General features: G+C 43.7%; 30 protein-coding genes and 2 tRNA genes. 14 read left to right on the top strand and 18 right to left on the bottom strand.

What is annotated here, in order from left to right; genetic code table 11:
* Positions 1 to 54 precede the first annotated feature (54 nt).
* Entirely contained in the window at positions 55 to 291 is a 237-nt protein-coding gene (locus tag DK846_RS04715; protein ID WP_109967730.1) for a type II toxin-antitoxin system HicB family antitoxin, read from the top strand.
* Positions 284 to 517 (top strand): type II toxin-antitoxin system HicA family toxin, encoded by a 234-nt coding sequence (locus DK846_RS04710; RefSeq protein WP_109967729.1) that lies wholly within the window; start codon positions 284 to 286, stop codon positions 515 to 517. Before DK846_RS04715 ends, DK846_RS04710 begins: the two co-directional genes overlap by 8 nt.
* Here DK846_RS04710 and DK846_RS17410 read toward each other — a convergent pair.
* Positions 507 to 797, bottom strand: coding sequence for a hypothetical protein (locus tag DK846_RS17410; RefSeq protein WP_146201129.1), 291 nt, complete (start codon positions 795 to 797; stop codon positions 507 to 509). The genes DK846_RS04710 and DK846_RS17410 overlap by 11 nt on opposite strands.
* Between DK846_RS17410 and DK846_RS18115 the strand changes: the two genes are divergently transcribed.
* Positions 796 to 927, top strand: a complete 132-nt coding sequence (locus tag DK846_RS18115; protein WP_281269810.1) for a hypothetical protein — start codon at positions 796 to 798, stop codon at positions 925 to 927. The two genes, DK846_RS17410 and DK846_RS18115, sit on opposite strands and share 2 nt — an antisense overlap.
* 498 nt (positions 928 to 1,425) lie before the next feature.
* Here DK846_RS18115 and DK846_RS04700 read toward each other — a convergent pair.
* The 6 genes from DK846_RS04700 to cfbA all read right to left on the bottom strand — a co-directional run bounded on the left by DK846_RS04700 (position 1,426) and on the right by cfbA (position 6,608).
* A tRNA-Glu gene (locus tag DK846_RS04700) sits at positions 1,426 to 1,500 on the bottom strand.
* Positions 1,501 to 1,556: 56 nt separating this feature from the next.
* Positions 1,557 to 2,423 carry a branched-chain-amino-acid transaminase gene (gene ilvE, locus DK846_RS04695; RefSeq protein WP_109967727.1) on the bottom strand — a complete coding sequence of 289 codons (867 nt, stop codon included), beginning with the start codon at positions 2,421 to 2,423 and terminating at the stop codon, positions 1,557 to 1,559.
* A gap of 68 nt (positions 2,424 to 2,491) precedes the next feature.
* Positions 2,492 to 3,886, bottom strand: a complete 1,395-nt coding sequence (gene cfbB / locus DK846_RS04690) for a Ni-sirohydrochlorin a,c-diamide synthase (RefSeq protein WP_109967726.1) — start codon at positions 3,884 to 3,886, stop codon at positions 2,492 to 2,494.
* Positions 3,883 to 4,947 (bottom strand): Ni-sirohydrochlorin a,c-diamide reductive cyclase catalytic subunit, encoded by a 1,065-nt coding sequence (gene cfbD / locus DK846_RS04685; RefSeq protein WP_109967725.1) that lies wholly within the window; start codon positions 4,945 to 4,947, stop codon positions 3,883 to 3,885. Before cfbD ends, cfbB begins: the two co-directional genes overlap by 4 nt.
* A 3-nt stretch (positions 4,948 to 4,950) precedes the next feature.
* A complete protein-coding gene (cfbE, locus tag DK846_RS04680; protein ID WP_109967724.1) occupies positions 4,951 to 6,198 on the bottom strand; it encodes a coenzyme F430 synthase in 1,248 nt (415 codons plus the stop codon).
* 8 nt (positions 6,199 to 6,206) lie between these two features.
* Complete coding sequence (cfbA, locus tag DK846_RS04675; protein WP_109967723.1) at positions 6,207 to 6,608, bottom strand: sirohydrochlorin nickelochelatase; 402 nt, start codon at positions 6,606 to 6,608, stop codon at positions 6,207 to 6,209.
* 186 nt (positions 6,609 to 6,794) lie between these two features.
* Here cfbA and DK846_RS04670 point away from each other — a divergent pair, with 186 nt between their 5' ends.
* From DK846_RS04670 to DK846_RS04660, 3 genes are read left to right on the top strand one after another with little or no spacing between them, the layout of a single operon-like run.
* On the top strand, positions 6,795 to 7,898 hold the full coding sequence (locus DK846_RS04670; RefSeq protein WP_109967722.1) for a methanogenesis marker 9 domain-containing protein: 1,104 nt from the start codon (positions 6,795 to 6,797) through the stop codon (positions 7,896 to 7,898).
* Positions 7,899 to 7,904: 6 nt separating this feature from the next.
* Positions 7,905 to 8,726, top strand: coding sequence for a triphosphoribosyl-dephospho-CoA synthase (locus DK846_RS04665; protein ID WP_109967721.1), 822 nt, complete (start codon positions 7,905 to 7,907; stop codon positions 8,724 to 8,726).
* A complete protein-coding gene (locus tag DK846_RS04660; protein WP_181391624.1) occupies positions 8,723 to 9,292 on the top strand; it encodes a DUF447 domain-containing protein in 570 nt (189 codons plus the stop codon). The genes DK846_RS04665 and DK846_RS04660 overlap by 4 nt, the downstream gene beginning before the upstream one ends.
* 47 nt (positions 9,293 to 9,339) lie before the next feature.
* On the opposite strand, the gene DK846_RS04655 is transcribed toward DK846_RS04660, so the two are convergent.
* Positions 9,340 to 9,939 (bottom strand): acetate uptake transporter, encoded by a 600-nt coding sequence (locus DK846_RS04655; protein ID WP_109967719.1) that lies wholly within the window; start codon positions 9,937 to 9,939, stop codon positions 9,340 to 9,342.
* A 259-nt stretch (positions 9,940 to 10,198) separates the two neighbouring features.
* Here DK846_RS04655 and DK846_RS04650 point away from each other — a divergent pair, with 259 nt between their 5' ends.
* Complete coding sequence (locus DK846_RS04650; protein WP_109967718.1) at positions 10,199 to 10,720, top strand: archaellin/type IV pilin N-terminal domain-containing protein; 522 nt, start codon at positions 10,199 to 10,201, stop codon at positions 10,718 to 10,720.
* 10 nt (positions 10,721 to 10,730) lie between these two features.
* Here DK846_RS04650 and DK846_RS04645 read toward each other — a convergent pair whose 3' ends face one another.
* Positions 10,731 to 11,294, bottom strand: coding sequence for an HdeD family acid-resistance protein (locus DK846_RS04645; RefSeq protein ID WP_109967717.1), 564 nt, complete (start codon positions 11,292 to 11,294; stop codon positions 10,731 to 10,733).
* Positions 11,295 to 11,440: 146 nt separating this feature from the next.
* On the opposite strand from DK846_RS04645, the gene DK846_RS04640 reads away from it, so the two are divergent.
* Positions 11,441 to 12,166: a 4Fe-4S double cluster binding domain-containing protein gene (locus tag DK846_RS04640; protein ID WP_109967716.1), complete on the top strand. Its 726-nt coding sequence runs from the start codon at positions 11,441 to 11,443 to the stop codon at positions 12,164 to 12,166.
* Positions 12,167 to 12,169: 3 nt separating this feature from the next.
* Here DK846_RS04640 and DK846_RS04635 read toward each other — a convergent pair whose 3' ends face one another.
* The gene (locus DK846_RS04635; protein WP_109967715.1) at positions 12,170 to 13,036 is read right to left on the bottom strand and encodes a MerR family transcriptional regulator; all 867 of its coding nucleotides are present in this window, start codon (positions 13,034 to 13,036) and stop codon (positions 12,170 to 12,172) included.
* Positions 13,037 to 13,177: 141 nt separating this feature from the next.
* Here DK846_RS04635 and DK846_RS04630 point away from each other — a divergent pair, with 141 nt between their 5' ends.
* Together DK846_RS04630 and DK846_RS04625 are read left to right on the top strand one after the other, a co-directional pair.
* Positions 13,178 to 14,041 carry a GNAT family N-acetyltransferase gene (locus DK846_RS04630; protein ID WP_109967714.1) on the top strand — a complete coding sequence of 288 codons (864 nt, stop codon included), beginning with the start codon at positions 13,178 to 13,180 and terminating at the stop codon, positions 14,039 to 14,041.
* On the top strand, positions 14,038 to 14,592 hold the full coding sequence (locus tag DK846_RS04625; RefSeq protein WP_109967713.1) for a cysteine hydrolase family protein: 555 nt from the start codon (positions 14,038 to 14,040) through the stop codon (positions 14,590 to 14,592). Before DK846_RS04630 ends, DK846_RS04625 begins: the two co-directional genes overlap by 4 nt.
* Before the next feature lie 28 nt (positions 14,593 to 14,620).
* On the opposite strand, the gene DK846_RS04620 is transcribed toward DK846_RS04625, so the two are convergent.
* Together DK846_RS04620 and DK846_RS04615 are read right to left on the bottom strand one after the other, a co-directional pair.
* Complete coding sequence (locus tag DK846_RS04620) at positions 14,621 to 15,919, bottom strand: hypothetical protein (protein ID WP_146201128.1); 1,299 nt, start codon at positions 15,917 to 15,919, stop codon at positions 14,621 to 14,623.
* A gap of 44 nt (positions 15,920 to 15,963) precedes the next feature.
* A complete protein-coding gene (locus DK846_RS04615; RefSeq protein WP_109967711.1) occupies positions 15,964 to 17,169 on the bottom strand; it encodes an aminotransferase-like domain-containing protein in 1,206 nt (401 codons plus the stop codon).
* A 187-nt stretch (positions 17,170 to 17,356) separates the two neighbouring features.
* Between DK846_RS04615 and DK846_RS04610 the strand changes: the two genes are divergently transcribed.
* Positions 17,357 to 17,890 (top strand): tetratricopeptide repeat protein, encoded by a 534-nt coding sequence (locus DK846_RS04610; RefSeq protein ID WP_181391623.1) that lies wholly within the window; start codon positions 17,357 to 17,359, stop codon positions 17,888 to 17,890.
* A gap of 13 nt (positions 17,891 to 17,903) precedes the next feature.
* On the opposite strand, the gene DK846_RS04605 is transcribed toward DK846_RS04610, so the two are convergent.
* The 3 genes from DK846_RS04605 to DK846_RS04595 all read right to left on the bottom strand — a co-directional run bounded on the left by DK846_RS04605 (position 17,904) and on the right by DK846_RS04595 (position 20,044).
* Complete coding sequence (locus tag DK846_RS04605) at positions 17,904 to 18,368, bottom strand: hypothetical protein (RefSeq protein WP_146201127.1); 465 nt, start codon at positions 18,366 to 18,368, stop codon at positions 17,904 to 17,906.
* Between the two features lie 171 nt (positions 18,369 to 18,539).
* Positions 18,540 to 18,622, bottom strand: a tRNA-Ser gene (locus DK846_RS04600).
* A gap of 141 nt (positions 18,623 to 18,763) precedes the next feature.
* Positions 18,764 to 20,044 carry a hypothetical protein gene (locus DK846_RS04595; RefSeq protein WP_109967708.1) on the bottom strand — a complete coding sequence of 427 codons (1,281 nt, stop codon included), beginning with the start codon at positions 20,042 to 20,044 and terminating at the stop codon, positions 18,764 to 18,766.
* A 134-nt stretch (positions 20,045 to 20,178) separates the two neighbouring features.
* On the opposite strand from DK846_RS04595, the gene DK846_RS04590 reads away from it, so the two are divergent.
* A complete protein-coding gene (locus tag DK846_RS04590; RefSeq protein WP_109967707.1) occupies positions 20,179 to 21,165 on the top strand; it encodes an archaeosine biosynthesis radical SAM protein RaSEA in 987 nt (328 codons plus the stop codon).
* A gap of 10 nt (positions 21,166 to 21,175) precedes the next feature.
* Here DK846_RS04590 and DK846_RS04585 read toward each other — a convergent pair whose 3' ends face one another.
* From DK846_RS04585 to DK846_RS04575, 3 genes are all read right to left on the bottom strand, one after another.
* Positions 21,176 to 22,414, bottom strand: a complete 1,239-nt coding sequence (locus DK846_RS04585; RefSeq protein ID WP_109967706.1) for an ornithine cyclodeaminase, nickel-pincer nucleotide-dependent — start codon at positions 22,412 to 22,414, stop codon at positions 21,176 to 21,178.
* A 66-nt stretch (positions 22,415 to 22,480) separates the two neighbouring features.
* Positions 22,481 to 23,059 (bottom strand): NTP transferase domain-containing protein, encoded by a 579-nt coding sequence (locus DK846_RS04580; RefSeq protein ID WP_109967705.1) that lies wholly within the window; start codon positions 23,057 to 23,059, stop codon positions 22,481 to 22,483.
* 2 nt (positions 23,060 to 23,061) lie between these two features.
* The gene (locus tag DK846_RS04575) at positions 23,062 to 24,069 is read right to left on the bottom strand and encodes a pyridoxal phosphate-dependent aminotransferase (RefSeq protein WP_146201126.1); all 1,008 of its coding nucleotides are present in this window, start codon (positions 24,067 to 24,069) and stop codon (positions 23,062 to 23,064) included.
* Between the two features lie 187 nt (positions 24,070 to 24,256).
* Here DK846_RS04575 and DK846_RS04570 point away from each other — a divergent pair, with 187 nt between their 5' ends.
* Positions 24,257 to 24,427 (top strand): ribbon-helix-helix domain-containing protein, encoded by a 171-nt coding sequence (locus tag DK846_RS04570; RefSeq protein WP_109967703.1) that lies wholly within the window; start codon positions 24,257 to 24,259, stop codon positions 24,425 to 24,427.
* Between the two features lie 18 nt (positions 24,428 to 24,445).
* Positions 24,446 to 25,618 (top strand): cell division protein FtsZ, encoded by a 1,173-nt coding sequence (gene ftsZ, locus DK846_RS04565; RefSeq protein WP_109967702.1) that lies wholly within the window; start codon positions 24,446 to 24,448, stop codon positions 25,616 to 25,618.
* The last annotated feature ends 337 nt before the right edge of the window (positions 25,619 to 25,955 follow it).

Raw genomic sequence — 25,955 nt, 5'->3', positions numbered from 1 at the left:
TTATTACCTTGCAAGTAAGATACTACAAAATAATTCATAATCATCCTGACTACTATGAAACTAACAATCCTCTGTGAAAAAGATGAAGAAGGGCATTTCGTCATGGAATGCCCTGAACTTCCAGGCTGCCTTTCTGAAGGTGATACCCTCGAAGAAGCTCTTGAGTCTATCAACGAGGCTATTGCTGGATGTATCACCAGTCGCATAAAGACCGCCACATGCACCCTCCTGAATAATACTCAAGATAACTTCTCATTCTCACTTGAGATCCCTGAAACCTCTCATGCCTAAATTACCCCGGGCATCAGGAGATCTCCACGTCGCTGCATTCAAACGGGCCGGATGGATGGTAAACCATATCGAAGGTAGCCATTACATCCTGATCAAAGAAGGCAGTCCTGTTCATCTTTCGATACCCGTTCACTCAGGCAAAGAACTCGGACCTGGATTACTTCGTAAGTTAATCCGGACAGCCGAATTAACCCCTGAAGAATACCTGGAGTTCTTTACCCGTTGATCACTCCTCTCTCTCCTCTTCTGAAATATCCTGGCCCGGTTCCTCCGATAATACGCCGGAAATTCTTCCGACTCCGGGAGATCTGGTGTTCTTTCCGAATCAACCGGAGAACCTCAATAAGATGCATGCTCCTCCTCAGTGGACAGACCCGGAGATACCCAATCCCTTTCCCGGATAATTCACAGATCCGATTCCTCTGGACTGAACACTGCACGAACTTGAGATATGGGCACCGTTTCGTGAAACAGATTTCAATAGTCGGCCTCCGGGAAAGTCTCATGTTGACCCTCCATATGCCAGCCTCCTCACCCGGGAATACCGGTCACAGGCCAGACAGTTCATCAGCTAGCGGTGCAGTGGGCAAAAGATACTCCGGAAAACTGGAGAACGGTCCACAGCCAGGAGTTTGATCATGTTCTCATCTCTGGTTCACAGAGCTGGGAATACCAGGTCTCACACATCCAGAAATGATCACCGGATCCTGCCAGGGGATGGCATCACCATTCTGAACAAGAAATTGAGATATATTTGGTAATATCATCAACTCATGGAAAACCACGATGCAGGAGATTTAAGCAAAAATGCCGGATATATCGCAATATCTCATAAAAATAAAGGTAAATCGTTGAATTAAACCCCTCATCATATCCTGTCGCTATCCCTGTTTTCCTATGTGAGGCATATTAAATATCATGTTATCTGACCTTTTAAATAGCGGCCTGATATAAATCGATAAATTTTCGAAATTTTATAAAATTAAAGCCTATAATGGCATATTTTTCTTTTGATAAAATTAACAAAATCAGTCATATCAAATTGCCTTTTAAACCCGAAAATAAGCGCACTGCACAGAGTTTAAAATTCAGAATAATATCAAAGAAGAATTAACAGACGGTTGGAAAACAAGATGCTGATATGGGGATTCGAACCCCAGTCCTCGGCGTGAAAGGCCGAAATGATTGGCCGGTCTACACTATATCAGCGCGTGCCTCTAAATGTAGGTATTATGGATATATAAATATTATGTCTATCCAAATACTCAATAGATTGGAGTACCTTCATTCTGTACAACAATTTTGAATTTTTCCATCATCTGCCGGGTAATTGCCCCTGGTTTTCCATTACCGATAACCCTGCCATCGATAAGAGTGATCGGAGCAATTTCTGCAGCAGTTCCTGTTACGAACACTTCATCAGCAGAATACAGGTCATAATACCCCATATTTCTTTCAGAAATGTTGATTCCAAGTTCATTGGCGATCTCTATACCCACGAGCCGGGTGATCCCACGCAGATTGTTGATCGTTGGTGGAGTGCTGATTGATCCATTTTTCACAACAAAGATGTTGTCACCTGATCCTTCTGAAACATACCCGTTTGTATCAAAAAAGATCGCTTCATCTCCACCTTTGTAGTTAGCCTCAATCTTGGCGAGAATGTTGTTCAGATAATTCAGACTTTTCACGTTTGGTGGCAGTGATTCGGCAGGATTGCGCCTGATGGAGACTGAAATTGCTTTGAGTCCTTTCTCATAGAGGTCGCCATACATTGCACCCCATTCTACAGCAAAGACAACTACAGTTGGTTTCTCACACTTTCTGGGATCAAGCCCAAGGTCTCCTACTCCACGTGATACTAGCGGACGAATGTATGCATCTTTCAGATTGTTTTTTCTGCAGGTCTCCAGAATTGCCTCAGTCATCTCCTCCTTGGAGAGGGGAATCTGGAGATCAATCGTTTTGGCAGAATCGTACAGGCGGTCCAGGTGTTCTGATAATCTGAAGACTCTTCCGGAGTATGCTCTTATACCCTCGAAAACTCCGTCACCGTAGAGAAAACCGTGATCAAAAGGAGATATTTTTGCATCTTCGCGGGAATAAAATTCCCCATCGATATAGAGCTGCATGGCATAGAACTCTGGAAGTATTCAGCCAAAAATATATCTTTATGTATTTCCCTGAAATCAAAAAAAGATCAGAGCCTGCTTTTTTTCCACTCACGACAGAGCGAACAAAAATCAGCAAACATATTTCGAGAAGCAACCGGGTGGAGATGAGTATATGATCCAAGAGTATTTTGAGAAAATACGCCATCCAATGATCCGTTTATCCCGACTCCTCTCTCCAGATGATATCCATACTGCACATCACCAATCATTTGCACATCTGAATAATGGAACTCATGGCCTTTGAACTGGTGAGCACCAAAGGGAGTTTTTTCAGAACTTGTTCCAATCACGTACCTGACTATCCGCCTGGAAGGAATTGATGAGACTCCGGGAAAAACACCGCACATCTGGAATTCGTCACCAGCAGAGAGATCATTCCAGTCACTCGTAAACCGGATGGAATCGCACAGAAACATCAGGCCTCCGCATTCACCATATATGGGCATACCCTTTAATGATGCAGCCTTGATTCCCTCTCTCATGTTGATATTCTTTTCAAGATCTTTTCCAAAGTATTCGGGATATCCTCCACCAATAATTATCCCGTCAACATCAGGGAATGAATCATGAATTGGTGAAAATGGAACTATTTCTGCACCGCTCGATTCAAGGATTGCAAAAATATCTCCATAATAAAAATTGAAAGCACCATCAAGTGCAACCCCGATTTTGATATCCTTTCTTTCAGGGTGAACAAATATTGTGCCCGTATATGGGGGATTTTCCCGCTCATCAGCAAGTTCAAGCAGTGCATTGATATTAATCTGCTTTCCGACAGATTCTATCATTTCGTTAATCTGGGTGAGAAATTCCCTGTCCGGAGATCCTTCCAGAAATGGTACGAGTCCAAGATGACGCATTTTCAAAGGCGGGTTATCAAGACGAGGTATTGCCCCGATAACAGGAACTTCACAGTAATGCTCAATCGCTTCGGTTGCTTTTCTGATGTGGCTCTCGCCCCTGACATTATTGAGAATTACCCCTGCTATGGTTATCTCAGGGTCAAATGCTGTGAACCCTTTGAGTAATGCTGCTGCACTTCTCGTAATGCTCCGGGCATCAATGACAAGGATTACCGGGATATTCAAAAGTTTTGCAATTGATGCCGTTGATCCGATATCTGATAGTGACTCAGCCCCTTCATATAGTCCTCTGACTCCTTCAATCAGGGCAATATCAGTTTTCATCACTGAGCAGGCATGAGAAAAGATCTCCCTGTTTTCTTCAGGCGTCAGTACAAAGGAGTCCAGGTTCAGACAATGTCTTCCGGTAACCGCTGAAAGGTAGGATGGATCAATATAGTCCATCCCAACCTTGAAGCACTGGACGTTGTATTTTTTAGAGAGAAGTGCCGCCAGTGCAACAGATATACTGGTTTTTCCTGCTCCCGATCTGTCACCTGATATCAGAAACGTCTTCATACAAGACTCCGGAGCACTGCTCCGAATTCACTTTCCACAATCGAAGTAACCCCGAGAGTCCGGGGATGCAGATCAACTTCAACCATTACATGGGCATGACCCTGTTCTTTGAGTGGTCCTACCTGACGTGGGCCGTTGGTTACAGAGAAACATTCGATCCCATCAAGGTAATGGGCCGGGATTGCGTGAGGAACTCCCACAATCAAAGCAAAATCAGGTTTGATATTCTGTATCCATGACCCCAGGTGATCTCCTGTTGCTCCGTACTCGTCAAGTGCACCCTGTGATGTGAAAGAAAGACCCCTGCTTGTGAGTTCGGTGGATATTCTCTCAGCATCCCGCTGCACTTTTGGCAGACCCTTCATCTCGAGATTTGCTGAATAGATGACATGAGCATCAGGGGCAGCATCATGAAGACCGAGGAGAATATCTGCAAACATGTATGCCGTCTCTTTCTTGGCATTCATTATGGCAACCCCGGATTTCCCTTCACGAACAAGGTCCATGAGCCTCATTGCAGCAACATGTTTCAGGTCTCCCCGTGATGGCTCGATATAACTCTTCATCGCTGCCCCACGTAGCCGTTCTACCTCATTTGCTTTTTTCAGAAGATCCTTCTGCCTTGAAAGTTCTTCATCGCTTATCCATCCTGCCCGGTTTGCCGGTTCAAGAGTGGCAATAACACCATCAATATTTTCAGCAAAACCTGCATGAATGTCTACTGCAATAGTCTCAGTGGCGAGGTCAGCCATCTCTATGGCAGCCTCAAGATCTTCACCAATTATCAGAGAGACACATGTTCCCACCACCGCCATTCTGGATGGCTTGAACTCTTTTTCAGCATATTTGAGAACTTCAATAAGCCGATCCTGTCCTCCGAAGACAAACTCATTTTCAGATAATGAAGTTGTCAGGACTTTCATTCCATCCTCTTCAAGGAGGCGTGCATGTTTAAACGAGCAACCCGAAGGGCCATGAAGAATTGAGACGGTGACGCCCAGATCCCGGGCTGTATACAAGGCTGCTACAATTGAACTCGGTCGTGGCTGCATATATTTCATAAATTACCTCCAGGTTTTTACTGATACAACGATTGGGCAGGAAGGAATCTGTTTTGCAATATGTATTCCTTCAGGTATTGAATGTGATATTGTCATTGGGATTGACTGTTTTTTACATGCATCTGATATTGTACTGGTATCCATACGGTCATCGCCAGCTACAAGGATGACCTGGTCTGGATGTTCTTTGGTGATCACACCGATGATCTCCTCATCAGAAAAATTTTCACACACAGCTCGTGCTTCCTGACCTATGATCAATATGTATTGAAAATTTTCATCGTGTGAATTTCTGAGCAGGGATATAGCATCACAGGTAGTCTTCAGGCATGCCCCGGTGCTGGCATTATCTATGATCATTCTCCCATCACTTTTTTCGATCTTCATCCGGCCGGGGAGTGATGCAAAATTTTCAAGTTTATCCGGATTGTACCCCAAAATGAGCGCAGCTGCTGTTGCCAGCTGCAGTGGGACCCGGTATCCTTCCAGGGTTAAGAGGAGATTTTCATACGACCCTTCGATCCCGTTAAAGGAGTACATACATGTTGTTCCACAAACCCTGGTGAGATCGCCAGCATTGATTACTGAATCATGAACAAAGGATACGTCCGGTGCCACCAGGACTTTTTTGCATGAAAGTGCACTCAGATGCTTGAGTGTTCGAGCACTCAGTTTTCCTGCAGCGACCTGGTAATCTTCATCTGATGTCAGAATTGCCAAACCACTAATCCCGGTAAACCCAAGTGAAATTTCAGCAATGCACCAGTCATTTTCTATTAAAAGATCGGAGACCGGAATGAGAGAAGCAGGAGTTATACTCATCCTGGTGATATATTCCTCACTCGGGTACCGATAGGTTCCCCTTGATGAATGAAGGATTCCATTTCCCTGCATAATGGATGCAAGGGCTGTCGCAGTTGTTGTTTTTCCTCTTGCCCCTGAAACTTCAATCCAGTCATGGGATTGTGAAAAATTTCTCCTGGGTTTTGATCTGATAATCCATCTGACCGCTTCATGGTGAGTGATAGATGGACAGGGGGTTGATCTCAAAATTGGGTGAGCGGGATCCAGATGGACCGGGTGAATCAACAGATCATAGGTTTTTGATAACGCAGTTTCACCGGAAATACTTCCCTGACATGTAAGATCCCCTCTGTATACATCAACAAGATCCACATCATGACCCATATCACGCAGGGCATCACCTAGTATAATCCCGCCATGAATGGTGTCAAGGATTAAAATATTCATAAAAAAGTTTAGAGAATAGAAAGTGCCTGACTGGCATTCTCTGCCATCAGATCAGCGAGAAGTGGGTTTGGACCAATTGGGTCAGCGTATACAAGAGGAATTTCACGAGATTGCAGTTTGAATGTTCCCTTCTTCTCTCCGTCTTTCAGCTTCAGAATCTCCGGGATATCCTCATCGATGTGAACACCCCGTGCAAGGAAAAGTGGGACGACTGCAATAGAGTCGATATCTTCACTCCTAAACAGTTCAAGTGAATCAGGAATTGATGGTTCGTTAAACTCCATAAATCCACATTTCACAATGTAATTTGGATGACGTTCGGCAATCAGAGAAGCAGTTTTTGTTAAAAGGTTCTTATTATATTCCTTTCTGCTTCCATGACCTACTAGAAGAATGCCTACCTTTCCCATTACGCTAAGGTAACACTGCAATCAATAAAATAGTTATCAAATGTGTATGAGCTATTCGAAGGTAAGTACATAAAGGCACTAACAGTTCATTTCGATCAGGTTCATGATGTCTGATGTAACTCAATGTTCAGGCCAACTTTAACTGTTTAAAAGTTGATGGATAAAGGCAAAGAATCGAGGAATTGAATGGATAATATATATGACCTCTGGATAGGCGAAAGGCAGGTTTCCATTCCTGTCGCAATTGCATCCATGGCAGGGGTAACCGATGGTGCTTATATCAGGGACAGAGCAGCACATGTCGGAATTGGATTCATTGGCGGGTATGCAATAGATGAAGCAACAATATCAGCTGCCAGGGAACTCTCCCATCAGGGACGGGAAGAGTTTCTTCCAAGAGATCCAATTGCAGAAATATCAGCGCAGATCGAACTCGTAGCAGCAGCCGGAGTAATACCAGGAATAAATATCCGTGCTTCAGAGGTAGATTCTCTGGTAACTCTTTCCAAAAATATCGGAGATCGTGCACTCTATGAGATAGATGCACATTGCAGACAACAGGCCATGATTGATGCAGGATGTGGTGAATTCCTGCTTACTCATCCTCAAAAGTTGCTCTCCTATGTCCAGGCATTAAAGATTACCGGAGTTACGGTATCTGTGAAGATTCGTGCCGGGGTTGCACCAAACGATGCAGAACTTGCAAAACTTCTCTGGAAGGCTGGAGCAGATATTATCCATGTAGATCTGATGGATTTTGGACCGGCAAAGATTCGTGAGATCAGAAATGTTTGTCCGGTTTTTCTGATTGCTAATAACGGTGTAACTGACTTTGAAAAGGCAAAAGACTACTTTGCTCATGGTGCAGACATGGTATCTCTTGCCCGCAGGTCTGACGAAAAGACCCTTTCCGGAATTAGTCAGGCTCTGGCACAGTTTACCCGTGAGCATGGATGGTATAATTCTCCAAAGCAACTCTGTCGTGGAGGAGATATCAGATCTCTTGCCTTCTGCTGTATGCCGGTCAAACCCTGTCCACTACTTCCTGCACTCGAGAAACTAAAGATCTCTCCACAGGAATTTGTTGCAATGAAGATGGAAGGAGTGAAAGATACAATTCTGGAAGCTGGAACCAGTACTTGTTTTGGCAGCCTTGCATACTGCTGCAAAGATACGACCCCCTGTATGTTCAGGGATAGCACTTTAAAACAGTCAGGAATCAAGCGTTCAATCTATATGCAGCAAAAACGTGACCTTGCTAGAAAGATTATGAACAAGATCTTCTCCTGAGGTTGTATGGGCATCCCACCTCTCACCCTGACTGAAAAGGCACAGATGGCAATGATGCTTGAGGTCTGTGCCATGACAAAACCGGGAAATGTTGACAGGGGTCACGATTATCCTGATACCTGGCTTGAGCATTTTCTTTTTTCTTCTCTATTTTGTCGGACAGCATTTGAAAGAGCAGAAAAGAGAGATGGAACGATAGGTGAACTGATTCGGCAGGCTACTCTTCTTACCGGGCGTCACCGGGGAGGAAATACCCATTTTGGTGCATTCATTCTCCTTATACCGTTAATAATAGGCAAAGGGATTGAGGGGGCATGTGAATGCATTAAGGAAACTTCAATTGAAGATGCAATTCTCTTTTATGATGCCTTTGCCCACACAGCAGTCAGGGTTCATGACTCTGATGAACTTGACATACATGATCCCTCAGTCGCAGAAAAACTCAGAGAACGTGGGATGACGCTGTTTGATGTGATGGCCCATTCCGCTCCTCAGGATATGGTGGCCCGGGAATGGACCGGGGGCTTTGCTCTTACCCGCAAAACTGCTGACCTTCTGAAAGAGGATGGGCGGGGAAGAGAAGCAGTTTCATCAGTATTTCTCTGGCTTCTTGCTGAAGAACCTGATACATTCATTGCCAAAAAGTTTGGATATGATAGATCCTGCCAGGTTCGCGATCAGGCAATTCAGGTTCTTGCCGGTCAGATATCTCATAGCGATTTTGATGAGTACTGTATCAGGGAGAGTATAAATCCGGGTTCTCTTGCAGATATCATGATCGCAGGTCTCTTTGTAGCACTTATTGAAGGATGGGAGTGGGATCTGTGAATTCATCACCTTTCTGGCCGATGCAGGAAGGAATAAACGAGATCATTGCAACAGTCGGACTGCATGCAGCACCAATTGGGGTAATCTGCCGGGATAACCGGATCATGATGGCTGTATTCAGGACAAGTCATACGGCATCACTGATTGAAGAATCAGGTCTGGTTGTTGCAAATATCATGCATGATCCGGTATTTTTTGTCAGGGCTGCTTTTTCAGATCTAAGTCCCGAAGAGTTCATCGAAATGAATGTTGCAGGCAGACCGGTGTACAGGATCTCATCTTCATTATCCTGGGTCGTATACCGGGCAACAATCGATCAGAAGACAGAACAGAAACTATTGATCAGTCTTGAACCAATAGAAACAAAACTTGCCCAGTCAGATCTTGTTCCAATCAACAGGGGCAGAAATAGTATAATTGAAGCTGCCGTACATGGAACACGATATATCCTGACCCGGGATCCAGTTTTGAAACAGATGATTGATCATCATGTTAGTCTCGTAAAACGATGTGGTGGGAAACGGGATCTAGAGGCTCTCTGTCTGCTTGAGAAGTTCATCGCGTAACATTTTTTCTGTTATGACCCTGTCGATAATTTTTTAAAAAAGAGAGGTTAAACCGGCCAGATAGGAAGAATTGTCCGGTTATGTGCTTCATTAATGACCTGTGCAAGTCCTGCATATATCGCAGAGAACCCACAGATGATTCCCTCATATCCTGCGATACGGGTAATTGTTTCAATTCCTGTGATATCTCCGATAGCAAGCAGGAAGAACAGTATAGTCAGTGATGCGAAGATAAACTGAAGGGCCCTGTTAGCCCGAAGAGTTCCAACAAACATAAACGCAGTAAAAATACCCCACATCGCTAGGTATGCTGCCATGGCAGTACTGCCTCCAGTTCCATCAGCTAATCCCATCTTTGGCAGAATTAATAGAACTACCAAAGAGATCCAGAATAATCCGTATGAAGTAAACGCTGTCGTGCCAAACGTGTTATTCTTTTTCCATTCCATGATTCCTGCGATGATCTGTGCGGCTCCTCCATATGCAAGCCCCATCGCAAGAATCATAGATCCCAGAGTAAAATATCCGGCATTATGCAGGTTGAGAAGGACTGTTGTCATTCCAAATCCGAGCAGTCCAAGCGGGGCAGGATTTGCAGTAATTTCTGCAATTATCATTGTATTATTTGATTGCTCTGTCTGTCCCATGTTACACCTCACGCCCGGGATGAATATGTTCCTTGAAAATCTTCAACCCCGGGAATCAGATTAATGATGATACACTCATCAGGGTATATAAATTTCTGAACTTTCACTGGAGTAAAAAAATACCTGAATGTGAGAAACTTCCTTATGTCCAGGATGATGAGCATCTTTTTTTTACAGGAGCATTCCCTGAACTGAAATGATTGTCCCTGTCAGATTGGATAATACTATTTACCGGTATGATTAAACATCTGCACTCAATATGAGAAAAGATCCGGGGTTTTCTGGACTTGAAGCAGCGGTAATCCTGATTGCATTTGTTGTAGTAGCTGCTGTCTTTGCATATGTGATGATGAGCACCGGTTTTTTTGCTACCCAGCGGTTTCAGGAAGTGACATATGCAGGAGTCAAACAGAGCACCTCTACTGTGATCACAGACGGACTCATCAGAGGATCATATTCAGGCACTAACGGACTTGTCTCTTTGAGCTTCAGCCTGACTGTTCCTGAAACAGGAGAAGCTGTTGACCTTTCAAAAATGATCTATTATTATGTCCGGAATAGTGGTGTAGGTGGAGAAGTTCCAATGTCCTATGTTCATCCAAATAGTGGTCTTCTCTCTCCCGGAGGAAATACACGGATTATGTTGGATCTAAATGCTGCATCAATGACCGGGCCGATGGCTGGCGGTTCATTTACCCTGGAGATCAAACCACCTGCCGGAGCCTCGACACTCATTCAACGGACCCTGCCTGATGCGTATTCAGGTGGATTTATTCCTTAAAAAAAAGTTATTAAGATGCCTGCATCTTTTTCAGGCTGATTGAACCAATGATTGCAGATATTCCTCCGATAAGGGCAAAAATTCCTGCAACAAACGGAAGAGATAAGGCTGCCTGAAGTGGATAAACCAGAAGTAGGATACCAAAAATTACACTGAGCAGACCAAGCGCTGCGGATCCCCAATCTTTGGCAGAGTATCCGTGAAACAGTTGTGTTCCTCCGATAAGTATACCCCAGATTGCAATGATCATCACAAAAAACGGAAGAATAACGAGTGTGCTAAAGAGCGGATATGCGAGAATTACAAGACCTGCAATGAGGCTTAATATTGCAGTAATGACTTTAAGAGCCAGGTGAGATCGATCAGCTGTAAGGCTGATAAGTGAGAAAATCCCTCCAACAAACCACCATGCTCCGATCATGGTAATCATTGCAATTGTCGTGATCACCGGGGTTGTCAGAAATAATATTCCAATAATTACTGCACAAATTCCCCAGAGCAGCACACTCCACCATGGGAATGTTCCAGCACAGGCAAGAACCTCTGCTTCTGATGCATCAATTGTATCAGCCATATCTCAAGATGCGTCGGCCAATTAATAAATGGTTTTCTTTTTCATTGTATCTGTATACAATTTTAATCAAATTTTTTGTATTACCTTATCAAAAATAGTCATATCATATCGACATACGTATCTGCCAGGGTGTATTACAGGTACTCATGTCTCTTGACGAGGCACTCCGCCAGATTGCCGGACAGGCGGGGGTAAATCATTACGGGGTTGCTGATCTTCATCATGCTCACGAAGCAATCCGTGAACAGGGTGGTGATGAGATTGCCATGTACCCCATCGCAATTTCCGTTGGTATGAACCTAGTTCATCCGGTTGTTGACTTACTTCCAGAAAAGTCAGAATCCGGATTACTCCTGTACCGGCATTATGCCTATAATGTGATAAACAATAGACTTGATATTCTGGTCTCACAATTGGCTGGGAGAATTCAGGAAGAAGGATACGCAGCTTTCCCAGTCCCTGCATCCACGCGGACAAATAATGAAAAGATATCAGCATTTTTTTCACATAAACTGGCGGCGCATTGTGCGGGATTAGGATGGATAGGAAAGAGTTGTCTTCTGATCACTGAATCAGCAGGACCAAGGGTCAGATGGGGGAGCATCCTCACCAATGCACCACTTACCCCGACTGGAACTCCCATCAAAGAACGGTGCGGCTTATGTCATGAATGTGTAGATGCCTGTCCTGTTCATGCTTTCACTGGAGAATCATTCAGAGAAGAAGATCCACGTGATATCAGATATGATGCAGGAAAATGTGATCTGTTTTTTGCATCCCTTCGAGCACAGGGAAAAGAGGCAGTGTGTGGCATGTGCCTGTATGCATGTCCATATGGAAAACGTGCTTCTGAAAAGATTGAACATCCCTGAATATCAGGGAAGTTCAATTTCTCCAATTATCGGGACCTGGATTTCAGTGATTAATTCTTCTTGAGGGATCTCACAGGGATCATTCAAATACAACTCTCTCCCTGGAATTCCCAGAGATATTCCATTTTCTGTTGCAAATGCATATGCCCGTGACCATCCCTCATGGATTCCCATGTATGGTCCTTTGTAAATAAGCGAAAGAAACCGTCCTCCACTCAGGGTTGATGTGTTGATACGATCTGATCCTGTGCTGGTATCTTTACTGATTCTCCCTAAAATTGGAAATGCAACCTCAATGTCTGCATCAGATTCCCTGTATTCACCATCATGATAGATACTCATAGGCGGACCTGCTATGCGAAGCCCGGTCTGACCAGAATTTTCAGTTGCCAGGACAGAACAAAGTTCATTGATCAGGCGTGAACACACTTCCTCATATCTCCCTTTTTCACGAATGCTCATCACTCTGATAGGGGTGATATCCTTGATTACCGGTTCAGTGCAACTCATTGGTATCAATTCCAGAGAGATCTCCTGATGACGAAGAATCTCTTCTATTTTTTGTAACCTGTCAATCTCAATTCCAATCTCTGCCCGTCGCTTTGCAATAAGGCTATGGACTTTCTCATCATCCCCTGATTCTTTTGCTCTTAAGATCAGTGCGATTTCTTCAAGACTGAATCCAAGCAAGGAGAGGGTTCGTATAACCACTCCGGTTCCTATTTGTGAAACAGTATAACTCCGGTAGCCTGTAATCCGGTCTTTAACAGCGGGAACTAGTAGTCCCTTTCTATCATAAATCCTGAGTGCTTTAAGTGAAAGATGACTGATGAGAGAAAATCTCCCAATTGGTATCTGATCGATTGCCATGTGTTACCCTTTATTGTGGTCCTTGGGCAGGTAAAGATCACCGCAGTCTCACCCGGGACAGAGTCAGGTTCTCAAGGCTGCCCTCCTGTTTTTTGTCCAGTTGGGATCCCATTTTTCCCGGATATCAGCTAACCTGATTGTATGGTCAGGGTTATCGGCGCACCCCGGCTGATTCCGGCAGCAGGTTCTCCCCCGAAAACCATCGCAGAATTTATTGGAAGGGAAGTATCCGGAACAGACCAGGTCAGCATCGCTATGATGAAGAGCCCGCCAGGATGGGCTGAACCAGGCCAGACTCCTGAGTTTGATGAATATTCGCTCGTCCTTAAGGGAACACTTACTGTTTTAACCAGAACCGGATCTGTAGATGTTGAAAGCGGACAGGCAGTGATAGTTCAGGCAGGAGAGTGGGTTCAGTATAGTTCTCCAAAAGGAGCCGAATATCTCGCGATATGCGTGCCAGCGTTCAGACCGGAAATAGTACATCGGGATGGCTCAGACAAAGGCCAGGCATCAAGTTGTTTTGATCAAATCGATATCACCTATAAGGAGTTTGGCAAGGATGGCCTGCCATATATTGAAGAATTATGGAATCATCTGAGAACTCACCATGTATGCAATGCCCGGTATTTCAGAGATCAACTCTCAGCCAGGCCATTCTCAGAGCGTTGTGATGACATTTTGCAAACCAATGCCGCCAGGGAGATTTTAGTTCACCTGGCGCAGGTCAACAGTACTGGGCCATATATTGGGTTTTGTGTGAGTTCAGCTTCTCCGGGAGCATACGGAGAAATTGAATCTATCTTTGTCCTTCCGGAATACCGCTCTCTTGGTATCGGAACGACATTTATGAAAAATGCACTCACCTGGTTTAAAAAAATGGATGTAAGCGAATGCCGTGTACGGGTATGTGAAGGTAATGAGCAGTCATTCAGATTTTATGAACGGTTCGGATTTTATCTTCGGCGTCATTTGCTCATCAGGAAAACAGAGGTACAGTCATGAAATCAGCACTCATTCTTATTGATATTCAAAATGATTACTTTCCAGGCGGAAAGATGGAATTGGTTGGTGCAGAAAATGCCGGGAAAAATGCAGGTAGTCTGCTTAATGCTGCACGGCAAAATGGAATTTTAATAATTCATGTTCAGCATCTGTCAACAATGCCGGATGCTCCCTTTTTCATCCCTGAAACTCAGGGAGTAATGATTCATAATTGTGTAAAACCCTTGCCCGGAGAGATCGTTGTTCAGAAAAATTACCCTAACAGTTTCAGGGAAACAAATCTTCAGGAAATTCTTACAAAGGCCGGTATAGAAAACCTTGTAATTGGAGGCATGATGACCCATATGTGTGTAGATGCAACTGTCAGGGCAGCAGCTGATCTTGGGTATCAGTGCAAGTTAGCTTCTGATGCCTGTGCGACACGAGATCTGATCTGGGGAGGGGAGACAGTACCTGCAAAATATGTACACATGTCCTTCCTTTCAGCGTTATCGGGTGTGTATGCACAGGTTCTTTTAACTGCAGATCTTATCCCTCAGATGAAAGAATAAATTATAATTTTTCCGGTTTACTGCACTGTCACATTGTCATATATGCCCCGGGATCTGAATCATATCCTGGGATTATTTTATCAAGAGAAGTATAGAGTTCCCGAACCATATCAGAATCAAATGCAGGCAATCCATAACTGGAAGATAATGTCATCACATCACCAAAAGATGAGATTGCAAAACTAAATCCCGGTGGAAGGTTGTGTGTGGGAAGAAGAAATGCACGAGATACCGGAATTCCTGGATCAAGATCTCCGGGATGTATGATTCCGGTATTGGTAAACAGAGGAGATCTCTTTCCTTTAATGCGAACTTCATCCCATTGTTTTTGCATCTCATATCTTGCTTTAACGCAGCCTGCATTGTATAGATCTTCTGCCTCTATTGCACCCTCGATTCCAGGATTATTTTTTTTTATCTGATCCATTATTTCATGAGCACGAAGAGAAGTTTCCATAAGTGATTCATCATGAAATACCGGGATGGCGACTTCGAAAGCCGTTGAATAATTAAAAACTGTTCGTTGAGGAACCTGATTCAGGTATCTTCGCAGGTCAATGGTAGTGAGAAGGTGAATGTCTCTTAATCTCCATTGAGTCAATCCGGAACATACCGCTCCCACAGCTGCCAGCATCAGATCATTGAGAGTAACGTTCCATTTCTTTCTGACTTCATGAATAATTTTGACACGTTCCCTGCTTAAACAGAGAACTGAAAAAACCTGCTTTTCGCAATGCATTGAATGAGCAGGAACTGAGAATTTATCTGACCAATCCACCCCATCAGAGTTCGTATTTTCCCGATTTGAAATACGTGATGAAAGATCTGGCAAAATTCTCTGACTGACTGATCCTGGTTCTGTATGAAATGCACACCCGGTTCTCTCTCCCCGGTAAAATGAGAAAAGCAGGCTTGCAAAATCTTTCATGCCTTTCCCATCCATAGAGGCATGATTGGCATTGATGACGAGAATATCACCTGTGTTTTCAGTGTTTTTAATAAGGTTTATCCTGATCATGGGACCCTGGTATGGATCTATCTTATATGACAGGACTTTTTGAAGACGAGAAACCGGGTTTGAATCTTCGATTTGAAAAAAAAAGTCTTCATTCCTGATTTGAGGAATCTTTTCCCAAAAGAGTTTGTCATCTTCCTGGACAAGTCGGCACCCGACAACAGGTTCTGCTTTAATTGCCAAATTAGCAGCCCTTATAAGAGACTCCGGGTGGATTTGCCCTTCAAGCATGACCACTAAATGGATCATCTGGTCTGAAAACAATGAGAGAAGATCAGAAAAAAAGTCAAAGGGATTAACCCGGTATCGCATAGAGGCAGGTTCTGATTGAAACCTGTCCTGGTTTAAAACCATCTTTATGCTGCGTGATGATTTGGAGTTTCCTTAAGATATTCTTTGAGTACCTGACCCAGGCGATAGATCCCTTCTTCGATACGTTCTGGAGTTGAGTTAGAGAAGTTCAGCCTGACTGTATCCAGTCCTCCGCCATCTGTATAAAATGGGATACCTGGAAGGATTGCCACATCCTGTTTTATCGCACGTTCGAATAATTCCATAGAGGAATATCCTTCAGGAAGAGTTGCCCAGATAAACATTCCTCCGTCTGGCCTGGTGCAGGTTACCCCTTCTGGAAATTCTGCCTTTATCGCAGATAACATACAGTCGCACTGGTTTGAATACGCCTCAGATATCCGGGAAATATGAGCATCTACGGGAAAATCAGCAAGGAACCGGGAAATAATTCTCTGGCTCAGAATGTTTGAATGCAAATCTGTACCCTGTTTTACAGTAACTGCCTGTTCGAGGATTTGTTTTGGTGCACAGATCCATCCCATACGCATACCGGGTGCAATAATCTTTGAGAATGACCCCGTCATTACGGTAAGATCTGGAATCAGCTCTTTTATGGAAGGCATCTGTTTTCCCCTGAATTTGAGTTCGCCGTATGCATCATCTTCGACGAAAATGGTGCTGAATCTTTCAAGGGTTTCAGCTACTGCTTTTCGGTTCTCTCTTGACCATGTAATTCCTGAAGGATTTTGAGAGTTTGGAACACCATAGAAGAAACAAGGTTTGTCGCGGGTTAGCACTCTTTCAAGCTCATTAATGTCAGGACCTTCTGATGTAAGTGATATCGTGGAAAAGTTCGGTTCGTACATTGAAAAAGCCTGAATAGCACCAAGATACCCGGGTCGTTCAATTGCAACGTTACTCCCCTTGTTGATGAAAATCTTTCCAATCAGATCAAGACATTGCTGGGATCCATTGGTAATCAGAATTTCATTAGGAGAGATTTCTATGCCGAGACGTTTTTTGTATCGATCTGCTATCCATTGACGAAGTGGGGGATGACCTTCAGTTGTTGCATACTGTAGTGCAGCAGTTCCCTCCTCAGCAATGACTTTCTCTGCAGTCGCTGCCAGTTCCTGCACTGGAAACAGTTCAGGGTTTGGCAAACCTCCGGCAAAGGAGATAATTTCAGGTTTCTGTGTCACTTTGAGGATCTCCCTGATGAATGACCGGGGGGTATTCTCCATCCGGGATGCAAACGTGTACTGCATAACTATCCTATAGAAATGTGCTGTACCGGCATTTGAGGCAGTGCATTAGTAGATGATTTTTTTATATTGTGTTTCTCTGGCCGGAATAGTTGATAGCATGATACATGAATTTTTTTACCATACAAAAAGGAAAAAATAATCTTCTCTTTGTCTAACTTACTTTATGGATAAGTTCTCGTTTTCAAAGATGGATTCTAAATTCTTAAGCAGGAAAAAAGAGATCTTAGGAGAACTGGAAAAATATGAAGAGATGCTTCAGGAATACAATAATACTATACAAGATGAGCCTGACAACTCAGATCTCTGGGCAGATAAAGGAATGATATTATTCCTTCTTGGGAAATATGAGGAGGCTCTTGAGGTTGATAATAAGGCAATCCATCTGAATCCTGGAAATTTCATTGCATGGAATAACAAATCGTCCTGTCTTTTTAATCTGGACCGGTATGAAGAAGCACTTGAGGCTTGTGAAAAATCAATTTCAATAAACCCGGATTATAGTGATGCCTGGAATAACAAGGGAAATGTGTTAAATTGCCTGGAGCGATATAACGAAGCACTTGAATCCTGTAACCGGGCTATTGAGTTAGATCCTGAATATAGTGATGCCTGGACCAACAAAGGTTATACTTTAAATTTTCTCAAGAGATATGACGAGGCTCTGGAGGTCTTTGACAAAGCGATACTTCTTGATGAATTAAGCGCTGGGATGAATCAATAAAAAAAATTCTTTTTTAATTAAATTTGGTGCTGTTTATAATCGTTAATAAGGTATTTTTATATTTTGTTACCGCATTTTCATCAGTGAATTCGCAGATCCATCGTCTGACATGATCATCTAAAAATTCCTCTCTGGCAGTAATTATAGTCCCGGTTAATGTATTTCCAGACGCGGTGATGTTGTGGTTTTCAATTTCAATAGTATCAACTTTGTTTACTTTTACATTGGCCATTTCATTCTCGATATGCTGTTTCAAATCTTTTTCTGCAATATCAGTGCCAGTAACATTAAACGGTTCATATGATATGAGCAGGACTGCATCACTTTTATCAGTCCTGATTACTTCCGTGGTCTGGCCCATGGGATCATTTGCCCAGTATGATGGCATCTGAAATGTAAATCCAGCATTAGATGTTACATTAATCCAGTTCGATGTGTCAACTGCCAATGAAGGTGAACATAAAAGACTGGCTGCCATTATCAGAAAAAAAATAATCCTCATACAGGGAGTTCAGCAGATACCGGTAAATATGTAGTGGGTGTTGCTGAATTTTGATAGAAATATAAGAAAATTAATATCCTGCGGTTCTATTAAGATCCTCGAAAACAGGATATCTCATTCTCATAGTTATCCAAAAAAGAACTAAAACGCCGAGGAAGAGATTTGAACTCTTGAGGTGAAACACCAGTGGTTTTCAAGACCACCGCCTTCCCGGACTAGACTACCTCGGCTCCCTCTAGTAGGTCGCAGTTCACTCTTAAAAAGGTATTCTAATACTTAAAGAAAAAAACCATGAAATGCAATAAAATGACCTATTGTATTTGCAAAAAAAACTCTCACGCTGAAAGATAAGAAAGAAAAGGAAAGAAATTTTACTTCCGCCGCAATAACCAGGCAGCGCTGATGAGACCTAAGACAACCCCTGCAAGAGGAGCTGGTGATTTCTTCTCTTCCTGGGTTCCGGTATTTCCATATCTCGGGGGAGCGCCAAAAGCCTGTGCAGCCTTGTCAGAGAGCCCAACCGTTTCTGCATTACTGGCTGTAATGGTTACATCACCGGTTGACTTGTAACTGTAGGGATATACCTTAAGGTAGATCTCCGGTGTAGATTCAGTAATTTTCACCTGTTCAGGTGATCCACTTCCTTTATCGTTTACTTTTACGGATGCTGAGCCCTGGTTCAATTTATATTCCAAAACCCAGTCATCATCAGAGGATGTTGATATTGTGACAGGTGCCTGCTTTACTGTAACCAGAATGTATGCGGGTGAATCACGTGATGCTGGTGCAGTTGTACTGATCCCTTCTATTGGAATCGGTTTATCGCTTGACTTATTATCAGGAATTGTAGTTTCTGCTGAAATAGGAGAAGCAACACTCTTAGTCTTTTCAGCTTGAGGAGTTGTAGGTGTGTGGTTTACTTTTGCCTCTGTTGCTTTTTCTGTTTGATGAACTGTGGGTACCTCTGTCTCTTCTGTAGTTGGTGTTGCTGTGACAGCCGTTTTTTCATCTCCAACCTGCACGGGGTATGTCCCAATGAATCCCTTCGAATCATTGAATGTAATTACATATGTTCCAGGTTCCTTGATTGGAAGTTCATACTTCATCAACCCGCGGCTGACAGGAACTGATTCTGGACCGAACACTGTTGTATTATCTTTCTGAACCTGAATTTGGATTGCGTTATCCTCGTATCCCTGTATCCTTGTTTCAATCTTGAGAGTACCATCAAAATCCTGAAACATCGGAGAAGAGAACCTTACAATGTCAGACCGATCTGTAAGTTTTACAACCCTCAGGTTTCGTGACCCTGCTGAAAAATCCCGCAGGGTTTGAGAAAGGGCTTCCACTTTATAGTTGCCTTTTTCATATCCGGTTGTTTGAAATGTAACATTAAAACTGGTATCACCCTTATCTGTAATTGCTACTGATTTGCGATCCTTTTCTACAGGAATATTCGATGACAATGAAAGAACCACATCTATTTTATCGGGTGGGGGGACATTTGTTGATCCAGTTACTGTTATAGGCTGCCCTACTCTCACTTCTCCAGGAGCGTCTAGAGTGAGATAATATGCAGATACAGTGCTGGTCCCGAAAAGGACCAGAACAAGAAATACTACTGATATTATGTAAAAATGCCGGGGAATCACGTCCTAATCGCCTCCAAAATGATTAGCTGAATATATTTCACCGGCACGACCTAATATATTGTTGGTCTTTACATAGTATGAGTAATAACTTTCCGGTTTTGATCGGGAGTAATACAACTTAATCGGTTCTTTCTATGAAAAAAGAGCAGAAGAATACTCCAATAGCGTTATGGACCGGCTCAGACCGTGTTCTAGATGAAATTCTGAATAGTGTTACTGTTATCCTTCGATCAGGCGGATGTTCCTGGAACCGGTGCCTGATGTGTCAGTACCGGCATGAACGGTACCATGATCTGACAGTGCAAGAACTGATAGGTGCCATGATTGAGCAGATTGAAGTTCTTGCTACAAACATCGCTGAACATGATCCAAAACTTGTAAAGATCTATACTTCGGGAACTTTTTTTGATGATCAGGAGGTCCCACCTGTTGTTAGAGAACGAATCGCTGATCTATGCAAGGGTAGAACTCTAACAGTAGAATGCCGTGGGGATTATGTGGATTATGAAAAGGTTGCATCCTATGTGGATTTGTTAAAGAATGAATCCGGACAGGGAGGCCTTATCATTGCAATCGGGCTTGAGACTTCATCTGATCTTATCAGAGAAAAGTGTATTGATAAGGGTCTTTCCTTTTCACAGTATATTACTGCAGCAGAAGATATCAGGCGGGCAGGCGGGCTTGTAAAGACATATCTTCTCTATAAACCCGCATATGTCTCTGAACGTGAAGCATACGAGGATATGGTATCTTCGATAAAAGAGATCCTGCCCTATACTGATCTAATATCAATGAATCCCTGTTCTGTTCAGCGCCATACTCTCGTTGAACGACTCTGGCGTCAGGGTTCATACAGGCCACCATACCTTTGGAGTGTTGCTAAGGTTTTAGCAGATGCTCCGGTCCATATCACATGTGATCCACTTGGAGGAGGACAGAAACGGGGAGCACATAATTGCGGGACCTGTGATCAGATGATTCTTGATGCTATTCGCGAATATAATCTCAATGGAGATCAGGAACTTATCCGTTCAGTCCTTGAAATGTCATGTGGGTGTAAAAAAGAATGGGAGTTCATTATGGAACATGAACATCCTTATGCCATGCCTCTGACTGGATAAAAACAACTTTTTATTCTTCCGACTGACCGGTCATTAACCTGATCTGTCTGAGAAGCATCGGAATGAATGCTCCGGCATCACTTACTATTCCAATTGCCTGCATGGTTCCCCGGTCCATCAGTTTCGTGACTGTTGAAGGGTTGATGTCAACACAGATTGTTCTGACATATGCTGGCAGGCAGTTTCCGACTGCTATTGAATGAAGCATGGTTGCAACCATCAGCACCATGCCGATATCTGGAACATATTTCCGCATCTCATCCTGTGCTATCCGAGCATCAGAAATTACATCCGGTAATGGCCCATCATCACGGATTGATCCTGCCAGGACGAAAGGAACATTGTTTTTGATGCATTCATACATGATACCTGATCGGACAACTCCGGTCTCCACTGCTGCACGGATGGATCCGGCTCTCATAACTTCACTTATTGCGTACAGGTGGTTTTTGTGGCCGGCAGAAACTAGGTCCCCTGTCTTGATGTTCATGCCAAGGGAAGTTCCGTATAAACTGTACTCTATATCATGAGTGGCAAGAGCATTGCCAGCAAAGAGAACATTGATGTATCCTTCACGCACTAATGCAGCACAGGCACCAGCCGCACCGGTGTGAATAATGGCAGGACCACCAACAAGTGCTACTTTTCCTCCCCGCTGATGAAGTTCCACCATCTCTTTAGCAATTTTGGCTATTATTGTCTCGGTTGGGCGTTCTGATGATACTCCTCCTCCCATGAATTCAAATTCATTGTGGTCACGGGATCGCTCTGGAGGATACACTTTTACTCCGAGTTCTCCCATAACAACAAGATCGCCCTGCCTGAGTTTATCCATTGGTGTGCAGATGGCCCGTTTTTCATCCGGGTTGACCACAATGAGACAGTCCATTTCGATCTTCTCAACCTGGATCCATCCTCCGGAATACTTGATTTCTGTAGGATAATTTGTTGTTGAATAGAATCCTTTTGGGACTATCCGTTCGCCTTCTGCAGGAACAAGACTTACTTCTGCAACCTCCACCAGACGAGCACCATGCCGGTGCAACCGGCTTACAATTCCATCCAGTTTGTCGCAATTATCAGAACTGATACGAATTTTGGCATAACTTTTATCAGTCTTTTTCTTCCCAACTTCAAATACCAGGAACTCAAAATCGCCACCCATATCTAGGATGGTGTCAAGGACATTCTCTACGATTCCTGAATCGATAATATGCCCGTCGAGTTCAATCTCACGGGAGAAACTCATGAAAGATCTTTGCTCTGCGGGCTTATCATGATTCGGTCATTACGAGAGAAAAATTAAAATCAGTTGTTATAAATGTGAAAAAAATTCTTCTGCTGCTTTTAGTTCAGACCGGGTGTTGACATTGTACGTGAGTGCCGGATCTTCAATCAGAATACAATGTTCTTCCTGTTCCTGTTCTATGGATTCTCCGAGGAGTATGTTAATCCCAGCAGGAGCTGCCTGAATGCCGGAAGTTTCCTGGGTAAATTGGGTAATACAACCCTGCTTTTCAAACAAATGAGCAGGAATCCAGACTGAACAGGCAGGCTTTCCTCCGGTTTTATAGCCGGATAGAATATAATTGACATGATCACTCGTCAGACCTGGAATATCAGCACAAACTATCAGAATTGGGCCTATTTCATTCAGGATATTCACTGCTTCAATAATATCTTCAACATATCCTTTGCCTTCCGTGCAAACCTGATCGATTCCCCTGACTCTGCAGTAATTGGCAGTATATGGGGTGGAGGGTGTTGTCACTACCACTTGTTCAACTCCCGCATCCTCCAGAGCAGTTATGACATAATCGATCAATGGTCTGTCACAAAGCCGGACAAGTCCTTTTTCCCCCATTTGAAGCCGACTTCCCCTTCCCCCTGCCATAATCAACGCAAGCAAATAGATAGAGCCTCCAGGAGTCGGTTATTTGTTTCGTGATCTCTGATTGCTACTCTGATACATGTTGGAAAGCCAAATGATCTACAGTCCCGGACAAGAATCCCCTGATTGAACATTGCGGTGGTGAATTCTTTACTGTCGCTCCCTATATCCAGGAGAACATAATTGGCAGATGCCTGGGAGGGATTAAGGCCAAGTCTGATTGCCTCTTTGCAAATTCTTGCACGTTCTTCTGCTATGTATGCCCGCGAGAGTTCAAGATCCTTGAAGAGGTCAAATGCCTGAAGTGCCATCGCTTCAGCAAATGCATTTATCGTCCAGGGTGGTCGCATGACTTCCATTGCCGCAATAAGATCCGGATCTCCAATTCCGTAACCAAACCTGACGCCTGCCATCGAGAAGGACTTTGTGAGGGAACAAAGAACAAAAAGGCCACAATCCTGTATGTCTGATACGCTCTCGTGAGGATCAGCTAAATCGATGAATGCCTCATCAACACAAAGAATTCCCCCTCTCCCTTTTATATCATTTAATCGCTCTAAAATTTCATCCCGTGGTGTCAGAACGCCAGAAGGGTTGTCAGGATTACATACGAATGACAGATCAACTCGCGCCGATCTTTTTTCGGTTACTTCTGCCCCTGCGAGTTTTGAGGAAAGCGCATACTCTGAAAAAGTATGGGGAGAAACCTCTACAACGCTGCCCGCATTGAGCATGGTATGGCAGAGAGTCCGTATCACCTCAGCAGAGCCATTTCCTACACATATTTCTTCAGGTTTTCGACCATGGTGATGTGCAATCGTTTCCTTGAGATGTGTATATTGATCATCAGGGTAGTCTCGTATTGCATCAATGGAAACATCCCAGGTTAATTTTGGGGGCATTGGATTCAGGCTGGTACTATAATCAAATATTTGCTTTTTTTCGTGTGATTTGATTTCTACGCCTTTGCCGCCATGAACTGCCTTATTCAAACAAGGGAATCTGATTGCCACTATCTGCAGATCTCTGGTTGTAACCAGATATACAGGTATGGGATTTTTAACCAAAATCAAAAAGTAAAATTTAAATATCTATGAATACTAGTAAGTGTATCTCGTTGTGTCTGACTGGTGTCGCCCATATGTCTGACGTTAAGCCGACATGTGACTGACAAATGTCAGATCACTGAGGGTAACAACCATGCAACGTATCACCATCAGACTACCAGAGCAGCAGATCAGCGTGCTTGAGAAGATGGTGGATGCCGGTGAGTTTCCCACCATCTCTGAAGCCATCAGAGATGCCGTTCGAGAGCTCATCGAGAAGCGGGCTAACCGCATTCTCTCAGACAGTGATCAACTGTCATTTTAGATTGAGGGGGATTTAAGTATGCAGAGTATCATTAATGCCGCGGTAATAAATTCCGAACGCGAGAAGGAAATGAAATGTTCCATGCAGAACTATGAAGATGATTTTGACGGGCAGCCAAGAATTGTCATCATAGGTTGTGGAGGTGCAGGGAACAATACGATCAACCGGCTTCATAACATGGGGGTTTCAGGAGCCGAGACTATTGCGATCAATACCGATAAACAGCATCTGGACATGATCCAGTCTGACAAGCGGATTTTGATCGGAAAGAGCCTTACCAAGGGTCTGGGAGCAGGTGGATATCCGGATGTCGGAAGAAAAGCTGCTGAGATGGCACGTCCGACCCTTGAAACTCTCCTCGAGTCTGTTGATCTCTGTTTTATCACCGCTGGTATGGGAGGAGGTACCGGTACCGGATCAGCGCCAGTTGTGGCCCAGATTGCAAAAGATCAGGGTGCAATCGTTGTTGGTATGGTCAGTTACCCATTCGATGTTGAGAAAGCACGTCTGATAAGAGCTGAAGACGGACTTGAAGCCATGGCAAAGTCCTGTGACTCTGTCATTCTGCTTGACAATAACAGGCTCAAGAGTTTTGTTCCAAATCTCCCGCTGGCTCAGTCCTTCTCTGTTATGGATCAGTTGATCGGAGAGACTGTCAAAGGTATCACTGAAACAATCACCGAACCATCCCTGATAAACATAGACTATGCAGATGTCAGGGCAATAATGAGTAAGGGTGGCGTCGCAACAATGCTTGTCGGTGAGTCAAAACAACAGAACAAGGCTGAAAGTGTTGTTCGTGAGTGTCTTTCAAATCCGATGCTCGATATTGATTACCGTGGCGCTACTGGTGCACTTATCCATATCACCGGTGGCAGTGATCTGACATTGATAGAGTCTGAAGAGATTGCATCGTCCCTGACCTATGAACTTGATCCCCATGCGGATGTCATCTGGGGAGCAAGAATCCGCAATGATATGGAAGGTAAGGTTCGCGTGCTTGCTATCATGACCGGTGTTAAGAATGGAGATGCCATCGCACAACCGAAGCACCCATACCGTGTAAGGCTCGAAGAGATGGATCAAAAGATTCGTGCACCCAAAACACCAGACGTTGGCCGGATTAAGCCACGTATGCCATCTGCAGCATGTGATCTTGCAAGCGGTCCCGATATCTTCTACTTTAAATAAGAAAGAGTATTAACAGTCTGCCAAGATCCTCACAATACTTTTTCATCTACTTCCTAACTCTTCTCCTTGCAGATTTTACGAAACTCTTAATGCATATAGAGTTCTCTTAATGATAGAAGGTCACTGAGGTTCCCTTCACGAAGAACGATACGAAGGTCTCACCTCCCGGGGCCTTCTGGAATTGGGAGTCGAATATACGTGGATCGTGTTGCGAACAAGAACCGTTGTCGAACAGAAGAAATGCTTTTTAATCGTCTGCACGGATTTGTCATCAAGATCACATCTCTGATGCGGGCAGTAATTCTGATTCTGATCACTATCGCACCTACTCCATCTT

Origin of the sequence: Methanospirillum lacunae (assembly GCF_003173355.1) — an archaeon.
GTDB classification, from domain to species: Archaea; Halobacteriota; Methanomicrobia; order Methanomicrobiales; family Methanospirillaceae; genus Methanospirillum; species Methanospirillum lacunae.
This window is presented reverse-complemented; position numbering and strand designations above follow the sequence as displayed.